This is a genomic window from Candidatus Thioglobus sp. (genome assembly GCF_029243085.1).
In the GTDB taxonomy this organism is placed as follows: domain Bacteria; phylum Pseudomonadota; class Gammaproteobacteria; order PS1; family Pseudothioglobaceae; genus Thioglobus_A.
The window spans coordinates 31,817-47,803 of record NZ_JAQWSS010000084.1 but is presented as its reverse complement, the minus strand read 5'-3'; the positions used below and the strand labels follow the sequence as shown (position 1 = coordinate 47,803).

The following is a 15,987-nucleotide window of genomic DNA, read 5'->3' as shown; positions in this document are numbered from 1 at the left end:
AATAGTTAGGTAAAATGTATTCTAACATTGATATAAATTAATCGAAAGGAAAGAAAATGATAGACACTAGTCAATATATGATAACTGAAGAGCCGTACTACCATAAGGTTGGACAAGAGGTTGAACGTTATGAGGCGGCGTATTCTGCCAGAATGCCTGTTTTGATTAAGGGTCCAACAGGTTGTGGTAAGTCAAGATTTGTTGAATATATGGCTTGGAAGTTGCAAAAGCCATTAATTAGTGTTGCTTGTAATGAAGATATGACTGCATCAGATTTAGTAGGACGCTTCCTGCTTGATGCGAATGGTACGCAGTGGCAAGATGGACCATTAACTACTGCGGCACGTATTGGTGCTATTTGTTATCTTGATGAAATTGTTGAAGCGCGCCAAGATACAACGGTTGTTATTCACCCTTTGACCGACCATCGTCGTCAATTGCCGCTTGAGAAAAAAGGTGAGCAAGTTGATGCACATCCAGATTTTCAAATTGTAATTTCTTACAATCCAGGCTATCAATCAATGATGAAGGATTTGAAACAATCCACTAAGCAGCGTTTTGGTGGCATGTCTTTTGATTATCCGCCTAGTGAAACAGAAGTTTCTATTGTTGCACATGAGACTGGAATTGACAGAGAAACAGCTGAAAAATTAGTTCAGGTTGCACAGCGTTCACGTAATTTAAAAGGCCATGGACTGGATGAAGGTATGTCTACTCGTTTATTGATTTATGCAGGTCAACTTATTTCTAAAGGTATTAGTCCTGAGGATGCTTGTCACATGGCATTAGTAGAGCCACTAACTGATGATATTGATATGCGAGATACATTGGGCGCGGCAGTCAGCACTTTCTTTGCATAAAGTTAAATTTATAGCTATCCTTAGAGTGATTGATTAATAGCTCTAGTTCCAATTGTACTATCCGTTATATTAGGGTTGATAGCTGGATTAATGCGAGCAGAGAGCCGTCTGCCTGCTGAAATCTATGAATTTCTAAGTGTTATTCTTGTTACCGCCATAGGTTTAAAAAAAGGACTATAGAGTTATTAAAACAACCTTTTATTGATCTGTTGCTAGGTATTAGTGATGTTAGTATTCTGAGAAGTAAAAAATTCGATTATAACGAACTAGTCATTCGTAACACCCTCTAAAACTAACGTGCACAGACTATGAGTATGTTATAATCTGCTTATATGAATCGGATCTCCGTCTTATTAACTTCTATGGTTTATAAGTTTCTAACGTTACTTAACTAGATAAAAGAATACAAATTATTCTTTTAAGAAATAAAGTCTAGTTAACTGCTAATCTTGTGTTGTACAGATGGGTTAAATCATGAATAAATTTGCAAAATATTTGCCTTTTTTGGCATGGATACACGAACTCAAAGATAAAAAAGTCTTAAGAGCTGACATGGTAGCTGGATTAACAGTTGCATTGGTATTGGTGCCACAGTCAATGGCATATGCACAACTGGCAGGATTAGCTCCACAGTATGGCCTCTACTCTTCATTCTTTCCAGTAATGATAGCCGCCTTAATGGGCTCTTCGCGCCAATTAGCTACTGGCCCTGTTGCGATTGTTTCTTTATTAACTGCAGCAGCAATACCAATGGTAGTTCCAGAAGGGGCTGACATGGTAACTTATGCAGCTTATGCTTCCTTATTAGCATTCATGGTTGGCTTCTTTCGATTAGCTATGGGCGCATTAAAGCTTGGATTTGTTATTAATTTTTTATCTCATCCAGTTGTTGTAGGGTTTACCAATGCAGCCGCTATTATTATCGCCACCTCGCAGTTAAATAAAATTTTCGGCGTTTCAAAAGGCTCTGGTGAACAAAGTTACGAACAGGTTTGGGGAACGGTTGTTAATGCCACGAATGACGTCCATCTTTTGACATTAGTGATCGCCATCTTTGCTGCTAGCATTATTATTGTAATTAGAAAATATCAGCCTAAATTACCAGGAGTATTGATAGCTGTAGCGATTACGACATATTTCTCTTATTTGATAGATTTTGGCAAACCAGTTGAGGAAGGTGGTTTTGGAGGTGTTATTGTTGGCAAGATTCCAGAGGGTTTGCCTAGTCTGATTATGCCAGAATTTGACTTCTCAGCTATGAGCGGAATGATGGTGGTTGCCATTACTATTGCATTAATTGGTTTCATGGAGGCGATTGCAATTGCCAAGGTAATGCAAGCTAAAACAAAACAACGTTTAGATATTAATCAGGAGCTAATGGGTCAAGGCCTAGCTAATTTTGCTGCTGGAGCTTTTCAAGGCTACCCTATCTCTGGCTCTTTTTCACGTTCAGCAGTAAATATTTCAGCAGGTGCTGTGACGGGCTTTTCTTCAGTTGTTACTGCCGTATTAGTAGGCTTTACACTATTATGGCTAACACCTTTGTTATATCATATCCCTCAAGCAGCATTAGCAGCTGTTATTATGACTGCAGTGCTCAATTTGATTAAAATTGAACCAATAAAACAGGCATGGAAAGTTGAAAAGCATGATGCAGTAGTTGCAGTTGTTACCTTTGTCTTAACGTTAATAGCTGCGCCACATTTAGAAGATGGAATCCTGATTGGAATAATATTATCATTAGGATTGTTCCTTTATCGTACGATGGAACCAAGATTTACAGAGCTTTCCGCCCATGATGGCTCTGCTATGCTGGTCAATGCATTAGAAAATAAATTAGAACGCTGCGAAGTTGTCTCTATTGTTAAATATTCAGGTTCCCTTTATTTTGCAAATGCAGGCTATTTTGAAGATAAGATTCTTGACTTGATTTCATCAAAGCAAAAATGCTTAAAGTATATTATTGTTGATATGGCCGGAATTAATTGGATTGATGCAAGTGGTGAAGATATGCTTACTAGATTATTGGATCGTTGCTCTTCCAATGGTGTTGAGATTATATTTGCTCGTACTGAAGGTATTGAAAAAGTGCTAAAACGAGCAGGATTTATGGACAGATACGGTGAAAACCGCTTTTACGATCGACGAACTGATGCGCTTCGTTTTGCTTGGCGTGAGCTTGGTGATGAAGATGCCGCATCTAAAAGCCCTTTAAAACATTTAATTTCATAGGCTTTCTTTTAACTTAAACTTATTATTACTATGCCAAATATTAAAATTACTGCAGGTATTATTTTTGCGATTTTCGCACTATATTTATCAACAATTACTCCGACTATTTCTATTGCTTGGATGTTAGCTATCTTATTATTAACAATTTATTTATTTGCATTTGAAGTGGTCGATGTAGATGAAGCCGCTGTTACGATCATGGTAATTTTAGGTTTAACTTCATTGCCACTGATTTACACCATTATGGGTTTAGAAGAAGGATTGGTTGATAACAATAGATTGTTTGATGGCTTTTCTTCTAACGCTGTAATGTCAATTATTGCGGTAATGATAATCGGAGCTGGGCTGGATAAAACAGGGTTGATGACCAAGGTTGCAACTTTTATTCTTAAAAATGGCGGAAAATCTGAGACTAAGATTATTCCGATTGTATCGTCAACAGTTGGATTTATATCTTCATTTATGCAAAATGTTGGCGCTGCCGCATTGTTTATTCCAGTGGTAAGTCGTATCTCGTCAAAGTCAGGTGTGCCAATGTCAAGATTACTTATGCCAATGGGTTTTACAGCTATATTGGGCGGAACTATGACTATGGTTGGCTCTAGTCCATTAATTTTGTTAAACGATCTAATATTGACAACTAATCAAGGTCTGTCAGCTGAAAACCAAATGGATACATGGAGTTTGTTTTCGGTAACACCAATAGGAATTGCACTGGTTGCTACTGGCATTATCTATTTTATGATTGCCGGAAAGTTTGTACTGCCAACGCAGAAAGAAAAGAAAGATACGAGCGTCTCTGCGATTGAATATTTTCAAAAAGTGTACAAGATTGATTATGATTTATATGAGATTAGAGTTCCAGCCGATAGTAAACTTGTCGGATTAAAATTAGATGAGATAGAAACTATTTCCAAAGTTCGGGTGGTAGCTTTACAAGATGATAAGGGGAATGGCATTATTGGTCAGGATTCTGTTGACAGAGATACTACTATTCAGCCAGATACAACAATTGGCGTATTGACATCACGTGCTAGCGTTGAAAGTTTTGTTAGTGGATTCAAACTTGAACTTTTGGATAAAATTGAACAATTTACCGATTTGCTTTCAACACAAAATTGTGGAACAGCTGAAGTAGTCATACCACCGAACTCAAATTTAATTGGCAAAACTGCTAGAGATGTTTGGTTGAGAAAGACGTATGGTTTGGCTATGGTTGCTCTGCATCGTAACGGTGAAACATTAAAGGAAGGAGACGGTATTCGAGATATTGAGTTCCAATCCGGTGATACTATTGTGGCCCACACTTGTTGGGAAGATTTAGAACGATTACAAAACAACAAAGATTTTATTATCGTAACGTCTGAATATCCTAAGCAAGAAGAAACCAGACCTGAAAAAGTAAAATGGGCAGGTGTTTTCTTCGGTATTGCGCTGTTTTTAATATTGTTTACCGACATCAAACTATCAATTGCATTGATGACTGGTGCATTAGGTATGATTTTAACTAATGTTCTGAAAATTGAAGAGGCTTACAGAGCAGTGTCATGGAAAACGGTATTCTTGCTTGCAAGTTTGATTCCACTGGGTTTAGCTGTCTCTAAAACTGGTACAGCGCTTTGGATTGCTCAAGAAACGGTAGCAGTCGTTGGTGATATGGCACCTTGGATTATATTAGCCGCTATTGCGGTATTGGCAACTTTCTTTACTTTGGTCATGTCAAATGTAGGCGCCACTATTTTATTGGTTCCTATTGCGGTTAACATTGCAATCCAGGTTGGTGCAGATCCTGCTATATATGCACTGACTGTTGCAATTGCCACTTCAAATTCATTCTTAATTCCCACACACCAGGTTAATGCGTTAATCATGGGCCCTGGTGGTTATAAAGTCGCTGACTTTATTAAAGCTGGTGGCATTATGACTATATTATTCTTAGTGGTTATGTTAACAATGATTAATATTGTGTTTTAGATTAGTAAAACGCTTTTACAAAATATAAACCTTGAGGCTGGGCAGTTGCACCAGCCTCTTTTCGTTGTTTGGAATCCAAGACTTCTTTAACCCAGTCAATCGACTTTTCACCTTTGCCTACTCGCAATAAAGTACCAACAATATTACGCACCATATGATGTAGAAAAGCGTTTGCTTTAATGTCAATTAAAATCTCATTATCCTGTTTGCTTAGGCGGATATATTCAATGGTTTTAATAGGGGACTTAGCTTGACATAAACTACCTCTAAACGCTGAAAAATCATGCTTACCCAATAAGAATTGGGCAGACTGGTTCATATGGTCAATATTAAGTGCTCTAGGCTCCCAAAGTGAATGCTTGCCAATAATAGCTGATCGAACTTTAGTATTGTGAATTTTGTAATGATAACGTCTAGCACACGCATTAAAGCGAGCATGAAAATCATCATCGACACGTTTAGCCCAAACAAAGTTAACATCATGAGGAAGGTTTACATTGCCACCAAAAAGCCAAGCTTTATCTTCACGAATCGCATTAGTTTCAAAGTGAATAACCTGTTCAATGGCGTGTACACCAGCGTCTGTTCTACCAGAGCAAAAAACCCTAACTGGGTGATTGGCAATTTTAGATAATGCCTTTTCAACGACCTGTTGTACGGTGCGAATGCCAGATTTTTGTAGTTGCCATCCATGGAAGTTTGTGCCCATGTATTCAACCCCTAATGCTATTTTCATAATTAAACATGTGTGTAAAATTGATTTAACTATTTTAACCACTTACGGAGTCATTCGTGAAAAATGAAGCAACCGGCTTGAGAAGAATTTTTACCGCATTTGAATTTTCAATGAAAGGCCTGAAAGCCTGTTACAAGTCTGAAGCAGCTTTCAGACAAGAGGTATGGCTATCGGTCATACTGATTCCTCTTGCTATGATTTTTGGTAAGACTGGTATTGAGCAGAGTATCTTAATTGCAACAGTGTTTTTGGTGCTAATTGTCGAAATTCTTAATTCAGCCATCGAGTCTGTAGTAGATCGAATTGGCGACGAATATCATGTTTTATCTGGAGCTGCCAAAGATATGGGTTCGGCTGCTGTTTGGTTGTCTTTAATGTTGCTGATTGTTGTATGGCTGATTATTCTTATATAAAGGACCAAATAAAATTACCAGTCGAGCTTACTGTCTTTGACTCAATTCCAAGTACCAACCACTATTTGTCAACTTTAGAATTTTCTGCAATAACTCAAATTTGTATTGCTAGAGAACAGACTCAAGGAAAGGGTCAATATAACCGAACTTGGCTAAGTCAAAAGGATACAAGCGTATTACTTTCAATTCGACATGTGTTTGCTTCTAGTATCGCATTAAATGGCTTGAGTCTAGTAATAGGGCTTGCAATCATCCAGACTCTAGCAGAATTTGGTATTATTGATGCTAAGCTTAAATGGCCAAATGATGTGTTTGTTGGTGATAAAAAGTTGGCTGGGATTTTAATTGAAAACTCAGTGCAAGGAGAATGTCAGTCTGTAGTTATTGGACTTGGTCTAAATTATAATCTAAGCGACTCATTTGAATGCATCTCCCCTTGGATAGACTTATCGAGCATAATGCCAATTCAAGATATGCCAGCGATCGAAGACCTAAGTGTTGCACTAATTAATAGCATACTGACGTATTGTCAATTGTTCTCAACTCATCAATTGTCTTATTTTCTAAAATCTTGGGAAAACACGGACTATTTGTCGGGCAAGCAAGTTGAGGTTGAAATAAATGAAAGTATAATTATCGGCATTGTAACAGGTGTTAACCAACAAGGCGCATTATTGATAGAGGCCGATAATCAAGTGTTTGAGGTCTATAGCTCTAAACAAATACGCCTTGTTTAGGGTAAGATATCTGTTAAACATTTAATCGAATTATCATGGCTTTAAATACACTGACTGTTAAAAATATTAATAAAAAATATGCACGTCGAGAAGTGGTTTCAGATGTTTCATTTGAAGTTAAATCAGGGGAAATTGTGGGTTTGCTTGGCCCGAATGGTGCCGGCAAGACAACTTGTTTTTATATTGCTTGTGGCTTGGTTAGAGCGGACAAGGGTCAAGTGTTTATTGATGACATTAAGGTTAGTAAAATGCCAATGCATAAACGCTCTAAGCTAGGACTGGGTTATCTACCTCAAGAGCCTTCTATTTTTCGCAAATTATCAGTCGAAGATAATATTATGGCAGTATTGGAATTAAATTCCACACTTGATAAGGCTAACAGAAAACATCGATTGGCAGAGTTGCTGGCTGAGTTTAATATTGAGCATATTCGCCACATTGATGGCTTGAGTTTGTCTGGTGGCGAAAGACGACGCGTTGAAATTGCTAGAGCTTTGGCCATGGATCCTAAGTTCATCTTATTGGATGAGCCTTTTGCTGGTGTTGACCCAATTTCTGTTGGCGACATTCAGCAAATTATTTATCATTTAAAAGACAAAGGTATTGGTGTATTAATTACAGATCATAACTATCGTGAAATGCTAGACACTTGCGACCACTCTTATGTATTACATGCTGGCGGCATCATTGCCCAAGGTGACAAGCAAACCATTCTAGATAATGCAGAGGTTAAGAGTGTATATCTTGGTGAGTCAAATGTTGGCCACTAAACCTTTTATTACTTTAGGCGTTGAAAGTTCATGCGATGAAACCGGCATAGGACTGTACCATAGCGAAAAAGGCTTAATTGGCCATCAGTTATTTTCACAAGTTGAAATTCATGCGGAATATGGCGGGGTAGTGCCAGAATTGGCTTCACGTGACCATATCCAACGTGCGTTGCCACTGATAAAATCAGTATTAGCCGATGCTAAGCTAAGCTTATCTGATATTAGTGGTGTTGCGTATACAGCAGGCCCTGGCCTTGCTGGCGCTTTATTGGTTGGTAGTGCGGTCGCTAAATCATTGGCATGGAGTTTAAAGATACCATCACTAGGTGTTCATCATATGGAGGGTCATTTATTGGCACCTTTATTGGAGGATAATCAGCCAAGTTTTCCGTTCGTGGCACTATTGGTTTCGGGCGGACACACCATGTTAATCGATGTTAAGGCAATTGGTGAATATAAGATATTAGGAGAGTCGTTAGATGATGCTGTCGGCGAAGCTTTTGATAAAACGGCCAAAATTTTAGGGTTGGGTTATCCAGGTGGGCCGGCATTAGCGGCATTAGCTGAGCAGGGGGATGAAACTCAGTTTAAATTTCCAAGACCCATGATTGACCGCCCAGGGCTAGATTTCAGCTTTAGCGGACTTAAGACTTTTGCACGTAACACTTTCGCCAAGCATCCAGAGCAAAAGGCTGATATTGCCAAAGCGTTTGAGGTAGCTGCCACATCAACTTTGATGATTAAGTGTCGACGTGCCCTAGAGCAAACAAAAAGAAGTACGCTAGTTGTGGCAGGCGGTGTTAGTGCTAACTTGTCATTACGACAAGAGCTTGATGCAATGGGGTTAAAGCTTGGCGCTAAAGTATTTTATCCTCGGCAAGAATTTTGTACCGACAACGGTGCCATGATCGCTTTAGCTGGGCATTTACGCCTAAGTAAAGGTCAAGTGTCGCCAGGCGGTGAAATTGTCATTCAACCAAGATGGAGCTTAGAAGAATTGGAGGCAGTGTGAGCCAACTCTCTAAAGTGTTTACTCGTGCTTCGACTGGGCTAGATGCGCCCGTTGTTACTATTGAAGTGCATATCTCAGGGGGCTTGCCAGGATTCTCAATTGTTGGTTTGCCTGAAGGTGCGGTTAGAGAGAGTAAGGATCGGGTGCGTTCTGCATTAATGAATTCAAGATTTAAGCTGCCTAAAGGACGTATCACGGTTAGTTTGGCGCCTGCTAATTTACCTAAGTCTAGTGGGCGTTACGACTTACCAATTGCACTAGGGGTGTTGATTGCTTCAGGGCAAATAAAGCCAGATATTGATATTGCCCAATTTGAATTCTATGGTGAGTTGGGGTTAGATGGGTTACTTCATTCAACTGAGGGCTTGTTACCAGCGGTCATTGCAGCACACAAAGACAGTCATGACCTAGTTATTCCTTATGATAATCATGAACAATGTGTTTTGGCGCAGGAAGCGCGCATACTGCCTGCTAAGAATTTATTGCAAGTTTGTGAATTTATAACTGGAATTGGCACACTTGAAAGACCAATGATTCAGCCTGATTTTGACACTAAGCATGACAAGAATTTTTCTCAAGTTAAGGGTCAATATCATGCTAAACGCGCCTTAGAAATTGCTGCTAGTGGTGGGCATAATTTACTGCTTCGTGGCACACCTGGCTCTGGAAAAACCATGTTGGCCGAAAGGCTGCCATCAATTTTACCGTCACTTGATAATGAGGCAGCTTTACAACGCGCTGCTATTTATTCAGTAGCCAATAAATCTATCGATTTATCACAATTTTATATTCGACCCTTTAGATCGCCACACCATTCTTCTTCGGCAGTTGCATTAGTAGGAGGTGGGTCAAGCCCGAGACCAGGAGAAATTTCACTGGCGCATGGAGGGGTGTTATTTTTAGATGAATTGCCAGAATTTCCTCGTCACGTTCTAGAAGTGTTAAGACAACCCCTGGAAAGCGGCGAGGTGCATGTTTCACGTGCTCAACAGCAAGTAACTTTTCCAGCTAATTTTCAACTTGTTGGTGCAATGAACCCGTGTCCTTGTGGATATTATGGAGATGGTACGAGTAAGTGTCATTGTACTGAAGATCAAATTAGTAAGTACCAGATGAAAATTTCCGGCCCCTTGTTAGATCGTATTGATATGATATTAGATGTACCACCTGTGTCAAAAGAGGTTTTGCTTAGTCCACAGGATAAGACAACAGAAAACAGCGAAACGATTAGAGTGCGCGTATTGGATTGTTATAATAGACAGTTGAAAAGACAAGGTAAATTAAATGATCAGCTGGATGCCAATGAGGTCGATAGTTTAATTATCTTGAGTGCAGATAATAAGCAGTTGTTAGAAAATGTAATGGATCAATTGCATTTGTCTGCAAGAGCTTATCATCGAATTTTAAAAGTGGCTAGAACCATTGCCGATTTAGATCATGCTGATACTATAGAGTCACAGCATTTGATTGAGGCAATTGGTTACCGTCGATATAATGGATAAAAAAAATGGTAATTATTCCCGCAATTGATTTAAAAGATGGCCAGTGTGTGCGTCTAAGACAAGGTCTGATGGATGATACGACGGTGTTTTCCGATAATCCTGCTGAAATGGCGGCACAATGGGTTAATCAAGGTGCTAAACGCCTACATTTAGTAGATTTGAATGGTGCCTTTGAGGGTAAGCCAATTAACGCAGCTAGTGTGACTGAAATCACCAAAGCGTTTCCCGATTTACCTGTGCAAATTGGTGGCGGTATTCGTGATATGAATATTGCCAATACATACATAGAGGCAGGCATTAGCTATCTGATTATTGGCACGATGGCAGTTACGCATCCAGAGTTTGTCTCAGAACTATGTCGAGAATTTCCAGGAAAAATTATTGTAGGCCTGGACGCCAATAACGGCTTAGTGGCAACTGAAGGCTGGGCCAAACAAACAGATTTACATGTGGTGGAATTGTCGAAGAAATTTGAACAAGACGGCGTAAGTTCAATTGTCTATACTGATATTGCCCGTGACGGTATGATGCAGGGTGTTAATGTAGAGGCGACCGCCGATCTTGCAAAACAAACTTCAATTGATATTATTGCTTCTGGTGGCATTACTAATATGGACGATATTACCAATCTTTTGAGTGCAGCACATCATGGTATTGGCGGCGCCATTACCGGTCGAGCTATTTATGAAGGCACACTTGATTTTGCTCAAGCGCAGCAATTGTGTGATCAGCAAGGCTAATGAATATAGAGGTTGCTTACGCATTGGAAGATAAGCAAACTTTGTTAAGTTTAGAGGTGGAAGAGGGTGTTACTCTTAAGCAAGCCATTGAATTATCAGGTATTTTAGATAGTTATCCGCAAATTGACTTACTCAAAGACAAGACGGGAATTTTCGGAAAAATTGCCAAGTTAGATACTGTTTTACGAGAAAAAGACCGAGTTGAGATCTATAGGCCATTAATTGCTGATCCTAAGCAAGTGCGTAAAGAGCGCGCTGCTCAAGGAAAAAAAATGCGTAGTGGAAAAAAAACCTAATTTTTGATAAAATATACCTTTAATTAATACCAAGCTACATGAACGAAGATCAACCTCCGTCGACACAATCATTTTTTAAAAGGCTAATTAAGCAATTTTTTCACACGCCACTTGGCTCACGCAAAGAGTTGTTAGAAACGCTTAAAGAGGCTGAAGCTAATCACGTGATTGATTTTCATAGCCGCAATATCATTGAAGGCACAATGCAGCTTGAGAATATGGAAGTTCGAGATGTCATGGTGCCAAAATCAAAAATGGTTACTATTGAGCATCATTCAGATACCAAAGAGTTGCTTGATATCATGATCAAATCAGCTCATTCTCGTTTTCCAATTATTGATTCAAAACGCCACAAAATCTTAGGTGTTGTTTTGGCCAAGGATTTACTTAGTTATTTAGCAGGTGATAAGCGTAACGAATTTAACTATAAAGAATATTTACGTACAGCAATCTTGGTGCCAGAAAGTAAAACACTGGGCTCTTTACTGAGAGATTTTCAACAAAAAAAATCGCATATAGCAATTGTGATGGACGAGTACGGAGAGATTGCTGGCTTAGTGACACTGGAAGATGTTCTAGAACAAATTGTTGGTGAGATTGAAGATGAGCATGACTTAGAAGAAGATAATATTATTGATTTTGGTGATGGTCGTTATTTGCTTAAGGCCGATACACCAATTGAAGAATTTAATGAGTTTTTTGTAACGAGACTAATAGCTGAAAATGTTGATACAGTCGCTGGATTTGTTATTTCTGGCTTCACTCGATTGCCTGAACAAATGGATAAAATCACTTTGCAGGGGTTTAACTTTAAAGTATTAAAAACAGACTCTCGACGCATTCACTTGCTTGAAGTGTCTCGCCACATACAAACAGGCAAGCTTTAATGGAAGTTCTGATTAGTGTTTTTCTAATGGGGCTGCTAGGTGGCGTGCATTGTTTAGGTATGTGCGGCGGTGTTGTTGCCATGCTGACAGCTGGTCTTGATCCACAAGTTAGGGCCAATCCCAAAAAAGTTGCTTTATTCCATCTTAATTACAACATTGGTCGAATTCTTAGTTATATTTTGATGGGCGCTATTTTTGGTTTGGTTGGCGCCTTGTTAACGCAATCATTACAAATGAATGTTTTGGATAAGAGTCTTAGGATATTTTCAGGCGTCTTGATGATTATGGTGGGTTTGTACATCGGTAATTGGTCGTCAGGCATTCAGGTATTAGAAAAAATAGGCGCTAAATTGTGGGTTAGATTACAACCTATAACTCAGCGGTTTTTACCTATTAAAAGCCTAAAAAGTGCATTTTTTACAGGACTCTTGTGGGGTGGAATACCGTGTGGATTGGTATATGGCGCTTTAAGTTTTGCTATTATTTCAGGCTCTGCGGAGCAGGGCGGCATGATTATGCTGGCATTTGGATTAGGCACTTTGCCAAGCTTGTTGTTGATGGCTAGCGTGTCTACTCAGCTGAATACTTTAGTGCAGAAGCCTGTTGTTAGAAGAGTATCAGGTTTATTGATTATTGCTTTAGGAATTGCAGCTTTATGGATGCCGATTAACTCAATACTTAATACCAAGCCACATGGGCATATAAATACTCATCAGCCACAAATGGATATACACAAGCCATATGGCCAGACTAATACCCCACAACCATCCGACTTAGACTATCTAACTTAACTATATGTCATTAGAAAACACCGCACAACAAGCTATAGATTTACTAAAGAAGTTTGATATTAGCGACTATGAAATTTCGCTAAGTAGCAGTTCTGGCGTTTCTACTGCTGTACGTTTAGGCAAAGTCGAAACGCTCGAATATCATTTAGACAAGTCATTCGACATCAATGTTTATATGGGCAACTCCAAAGGTCACGCATCTAGTGTTGATGTTAGTGCTAATGGCATCTTAAAGACTATTGAATCTGCATGTTTGATTGCTAAATTTACTCAAGCTGATCCATTTAATGGCCTGGCGCCAAAAGAATTGATGGCTTATGAGTTTCCTGATTTAGATATGTATCATCCATGGGAATTGGATCCAGCCCATAGTATTGATTTGGCAACACGTTGTGAGGCCCAGGCGTTAACCCATAGTGATATTAACAATTCAGATGGTGCTGAGGTGTCAAGTTATCAAGGCGAAGGATTATATGCTAATTCTAACGGCATGATGAGTGTGCAAAAAGGCGCCAGGCACTCTCTTAGCTGTAGTGTGATTGCCAAGAAAGATAATGATATGCAAACTGCCTATGAATATACAGTTGCACTTGATTCACAAGATTTAGAGACACCGGAAACAGTGGGCGACGAAGCTTCAATACTTGCAAAAAGTAAGCTTAGTGCGCGATCTTTACCTACTCAAAAGTGTCCAGTGATATTTTCGACAAAAGTATCAGGCGGTCTTTTCTCTCAATTAATTAGCGCTTTAGGCGGATCAAAACAATATAAAAAATCGACATTTTTACTTAATAGTATTGATCAAATTATATTGCCAGAAAGTATTAGCGTTTTGGAAAATCCATTTGCTAAAAAAACCATCGGCGCAAAAGCGTTTGATAGAGACGGCGTTTTAAAAAGAAAACAGTATTTTGTTGAAGCTGGCCATGTTAAGCAATATGTACTTAGTCAATATTCAGCCAACCAACTTGGTTTGCAAACCACTGCTAATGCAGGTGGTGTTAATAATCTAATCATTGAGCATAGCTATTCGGGCGATTTAAATGATATGATTAAATCAATGGACAAAGGTGTATTAGTAACAGAATTAATGGGCCAAGGTGTTAACGCCACTACAGGGGATTACTCTCGTGGCGCATTAGGTTTTTGGGTCGAACATGGTGAAATCCAATATCCTGTATCAGGTATTACGGTTGCAGGAAATCTTAAAGAGATGTTGCTAGGGATTGAACATATTGGCTCTGATGTAGATCATCGCAGCAATATTAAGGTGGGCTCAATAATGATTAATGAGATGACCGTAGCAGGAGAATAATGAAACAATTTGATATTGTCATTGTTGGCGGTGGAATGGTAGGTCAAGCATTTGCATTAAACATGTCGCACCATGATTTCAGCATTGCAATTATTGAACCTAACAATCCAAATCCAGAATTAACAGATGATTTTCATGCTCGTGTTAGTGCCATTACACCAAAATCGGAACAACTATTAAATGATCTTGGCGTATGGAATCATATTAGACGTAAGCAATTGTTCAAATCTACTAAAGTCTGGGATCAAAATTCACATGGAAGTATCGCCTTTGATGCAGAAGATGAAAATCTAGAGCATTTGGGCCATATTGTAGAAAATGATGCGATACAGTCTGCTCTATATCAATGTTTAGAGAGTACTAATGTTGAGTTTATATCGGCAAAAGTGACCAATTTGATTAAATTAGAGCAAGGTTATGAGCTTGAATTAGATGATCAATCATTAATTAATTGTCATTTGTTAATTGGCGCCGATGGGGCAAGGTCTAAAGTAAGAGAGCTTGCAGGCATTATAACCGCTGATACAGACTATCAACAAAAGGCCATTATTTGTAATATTGAGTCTGAACATGGGTTTGAAGAGACAACATGGCAACGATTCCTGTCCGATAGTATTATTGCCTTATTGCCTTTAAGTGAACATAAAGCTTCAATTGTTTGGTCAGCTGAGAATCCATTGGCAGATGAACTAATACAGTTATCTACATTGGAATTCGCTAAACGGTTGTCCGCTGGCGTTGAATATCGATTCGGTGAATTTACGATAACAAGTCCAATACAGGCATTTCCACTCATTGAACGCAGCGCTGAAGAATATGTTAAGAAGCATTTAGCCTTAATTGGTGATGCGGCACATAATATTCATCCTTTAGCAGGCCAAGGTGTTAACCTAGGTTTTTCAGATATTGTGGAATTATCAAAACAAATAACTGATAATAATTACAATTTGGATGACTTTATGGTTTTGAGAAAATATGCTAGAGCGCGACGCCTGGATAATGAATTAATGGCCAAAACAATGACTGGGCTTAACTGGATTTATAAAGAAAACAACGAACCACTTAGATGGTTGCGCGGTTTTGGCATGAATGTTATCAATGAAAATCCAACCTTAAAGTCATTTTTTCAAAAACACGCATTAGGCAATTCTTAATAAATGGTACTTGGCGTGATAATCGCATCTAAAGAGATGTCCCAATCTTGAGCATCAAGCTGATCAACTCGCTGACAGTCAAAAGCAAGACCGTATAGCTTCGGATTTTTAAAGACTTTCTGTCTTTTTTTAAAGGCTAAAGTGCGATCATAATATCCGCCACCCATGCCAATTCGATTCTTATTTTTATCGAACCCGACTAATGGCATAAAGATAATATTCATCTGTTTGGCAGCTAGAATTTGACTAAAAACGGGTTCTAAAATACCATATTGGTTTTTTCTAAAATTTTTACCTATTTTTGCAAATTTAAGTTTTTTTCCAGATAATATGGGTAGATATACGCTTATTTTTAATAAATTAAGGAATTTTAGTAAGTATTTTGGGTCAATTTCGCCATCATTTGGTAAATAAATTGCTACTTTTTGGCCATGATGAAAATTCGCCATTTTTTGCACCTGTGGCAAAAGTTTTTTGGAAAATTTAATCCGATCGGATGGAGTGATATTGTTTCTTTGTTGTCGGAGGGATTGGCGTAGTGCTTTCATATTTTGCATTATAGCCGAAG

17 protein-coding genes are annotated in these 15,987 nt (G+C 38.7%); 15 read left to right on the top strand and 2 right to left on the bottom strand.

Going from position 1 to position 15,987, the window contains the following annotated elements:
- Positions 1 to 56 precede the first annotated feature (56 nt).
- The 4 genes from P8M52_RS04740 to P8M52_RS04730 all read left to right on the top strand — a co-directional run bounded on the left by P8M52_RS04740 (position 57) and on the right by P8M52_RS04730 (position 5,066).
- Positions 57 to 860, top strand: coding sequence for a CbbQ/NirQ/NorQ/GpvN family protein (locus P8M52_RS04740; RefSeq protein ID WP_300308056.1), 804 nt, complete (start codon positions 57 to 59; stop codon positions 858 to 860).
- Positions 861 to 950: 90 nt separating this feature from the next.
- Positions 951 to 1,040 (top strand): hypothetical protein, encoded by a 90-nt coding sequence (locus P8M52_RS06775; RefSeq protein ID WP_363320158.1) that lies wholly within the window; start codon positions 951 to 953, stop codon positions 1,038 to 1,040.
- Between the two features lie 294 nt (positions 1,041 to 1,334).
- On the top strand, positions 1,335 to 3,092 hold the full coding sequence (gene sulP, locus P8M52_RS04735) for a sulfate permease (RefSeq protein WP_300308053.1): 1,758 nt from the start codon (positions 1,335 to 1,337) through the stop codon (positions 3,090 to 3,092).
- Positions 3,093 to 3,122: 30 nt separating this feature from the next.
- Complete coding sequence (locus P8M52_RS04730) at positions 3,123 to 5,066, top strand: SLC13 family permease (protein ID WP_300308050.1); 1,944 nt, start codon at positions 3,123 to 3,125, stop codon at positions 5,064 to 5,066.
- 1 nt (position 5,067) lies between these two features.
- Here the strand turns inward: P8M52_RS04730 and truA are convergent, their stop codons facing one another.
- Entirely contained in the window at positions 5,068 to 5,802 is a 735-nt protein-coding gene (gene truA / locus P8M52_RS04725) for a tRNA pseudouridine(38-40) synthase TruA (protein ID WP_300308047.1), read from the bottom strand.
- A 110-nt stretch (positions 5,803 to 5,912) separates the two neighbouring features.
- On the opposite strand from truA, the gene P8M52_RS04720 reads away from it, so the two are divergent.
- The 11 genes from P8M52_RS04720 to P8M52_RS04670 are packed head-to-tail and all read left to right on the top strand — an operon-like array spanning position 5,913 to position 15,419.
- Positions 5,913 to 6,215 (top strand): diacylglycerol kinase, encoded by a 303-nt coding sequence (locus tag P8M52_RS04720; RefSeq protein WP_300308064.1) that lies wholly within the window; start codon positions 5,913 to 5,915, stop codon positions 6,213 to 6,215.
- Complete coding sequence (locus tag P8M52_RS04715) at positions 6,194 to 6,952, top strand: biotin--[acetyl-CoA-carboxylase] ligase (RefSeq protein ID WP_300308044.1); 759 nt, start codon at positions 6,194 to 6,196, stop codon at positions 6,950 to 6,952. Before P8M52_RS04720 ends, P8M52_RS04715 begins: the two co-directional genes overlap by 22 nt.
- 35 nt (positions 6,953 to 6,987) lie before the next feature.
- Entirely contained in the window at positions 6,988 to 7,722 is a 735-nt protein-coding gene (lptB, locus tag P8M52_RS04710; RefSeq protein ID WP_300308041.1) for an LPS export ABC transporter ATP-binding protein, read from the top strand.
- On the top strand, positions 7,709 to 8,734 hold the full coding sequence (gene tsaD / locus P8M52_RS04705; protein WP_300308061.1) for a tRNA (adenosine(37)-N6)-threonylcarbamoyltransferase complex transferase subunit TsaD: 1,026 nt from the start codon (positions 7,709 to 7,711) through the stop codon (positions 8,732 to 8,734). The genes lptB and tsaD overlap by 14 nt, the downstream gene beginning before the upstream one ends.
- Positions 8,731 to 10,236, top strand: a complete 1,506-nt coding sequence (locus P8M52_RS04700) for a YifB family Mg chelatase-like AAA ATPase (RefSeq protein ID WP_300308039.1) — start codon at positions 8,731 to 8,733, stop codon at positions 10,234 to 10,236. The genes tsaD and P8M52_RS04700 overlap by 4 nt, the downstream gene beginning before the upstream one ends.
- Before the next feature lie 5 nt (positions 10,237 to 10,241).
- Positions 10,242 to 10,976, top strand: coding sequence for a 1-(5-phosphoribosyl)-5-[(5-phosphoribosylamino)methylideneamino]imidazole-4-carboxamide isomerase (gene hisA, locus P8M52_RS04695; RefSeq protein ID WP_300308035.1), 735 nt, complete (start codon positions 10,242 to 10,244; stop codon positions 10,974 to 10,976).
- Positions 10,976 to 11,272 (top strand): RnfH family protein, encoded by a 297-nt coding sequence (locus P8M52_RS04690; RefSeq protein ID WP_300308032.1) that lies wholly within the window; start codon positions 10,976 to 10,978, stop codon positions 11,270 to 11,272. Before hisA ends, P8M52_RS04690 begins: the two co-directional genes overlap by 1 nt.
- Before the next feature lie 38 nt (positions 11,273 to 11,310).
- Positions 11,311 to 12,159 (top strand): CBS domain-containing protein, encoded by an 849-nt coding sequence (locus P8M52_RS04685; RefSeq protein WP_300308029.1) that lies wholly within the window; start codon positions 11,311 to 11,313, stop codon positions 12,157 to 12,159.
- The gene (locus P8M52_RS04680; RefSeq protein ID WP_300308027.1) at positions 12,159 to 12,950 is read left to right on the top strand and encodes a sulfite exporter TauE/SafE family protein; all 792 of its coding nucleotides are present in this window, start codon (positions 12,159 to 12,161) and stop codon (positions 12,948 to 12,950) included. The genes P8M52_RS04685 and P8M52_RS04680 overlap by 1 nt, the downstream gene beginning before the upstream one ends.
- Positions 12,951 to 12,954: 4 nt before the next feature.
- Positions 12,955 to 14,265, top strand: coding sequence for a metalloprotease PmbA (gene pmbA, locus P8M52_RS04675; RefSeq protein ID WP_300308024.1), 1,311 nt, complete (start codon positions 12,955 to 12,957; stop codon positions 14,263 to 14,265).
- Positions 14,265 to 15,419 carry a UbiH/UbiF/VisC/COQ6 family ubiquinone biosynthesis hydroxylase gene (locus tag P8M52_RS04670; protein WP_300308021.1) on the top strand — a complete coding sequence of 385 codons (1,155 nt, stop codon included), beginning with the start codon at positions 14,265 to 14,267 and terminating at the stop codon, positions 15,417 to 15,419. Before pmbA ends, P8M52_RS04670 begins: the two co-directional genes overlap by 1 nt.
- Here P8M52_RS04670 and P8M52_RS04665 read toward each other — a convergent pair.
- The gene (locus P8M52_RS04665; protein WP_300308018.1) at positions 15,416 to 15,967 is read right to left on the bottom strand and encodes a 5-formyltetrahydrofolate cyclo-ligase; all 552 of its coding nucleotides are present in this window, start codon (positions 15,965 to 15,967) and stop codon (positions 15,416 to 15,418) included. The genes P8M52_RS04670 and P8M52_RS04665 overlap by 4 nt on opposite strands.
- Between the last annotated feature and the right edge of the window lie 20 nt (positions 15,968 to 15,987).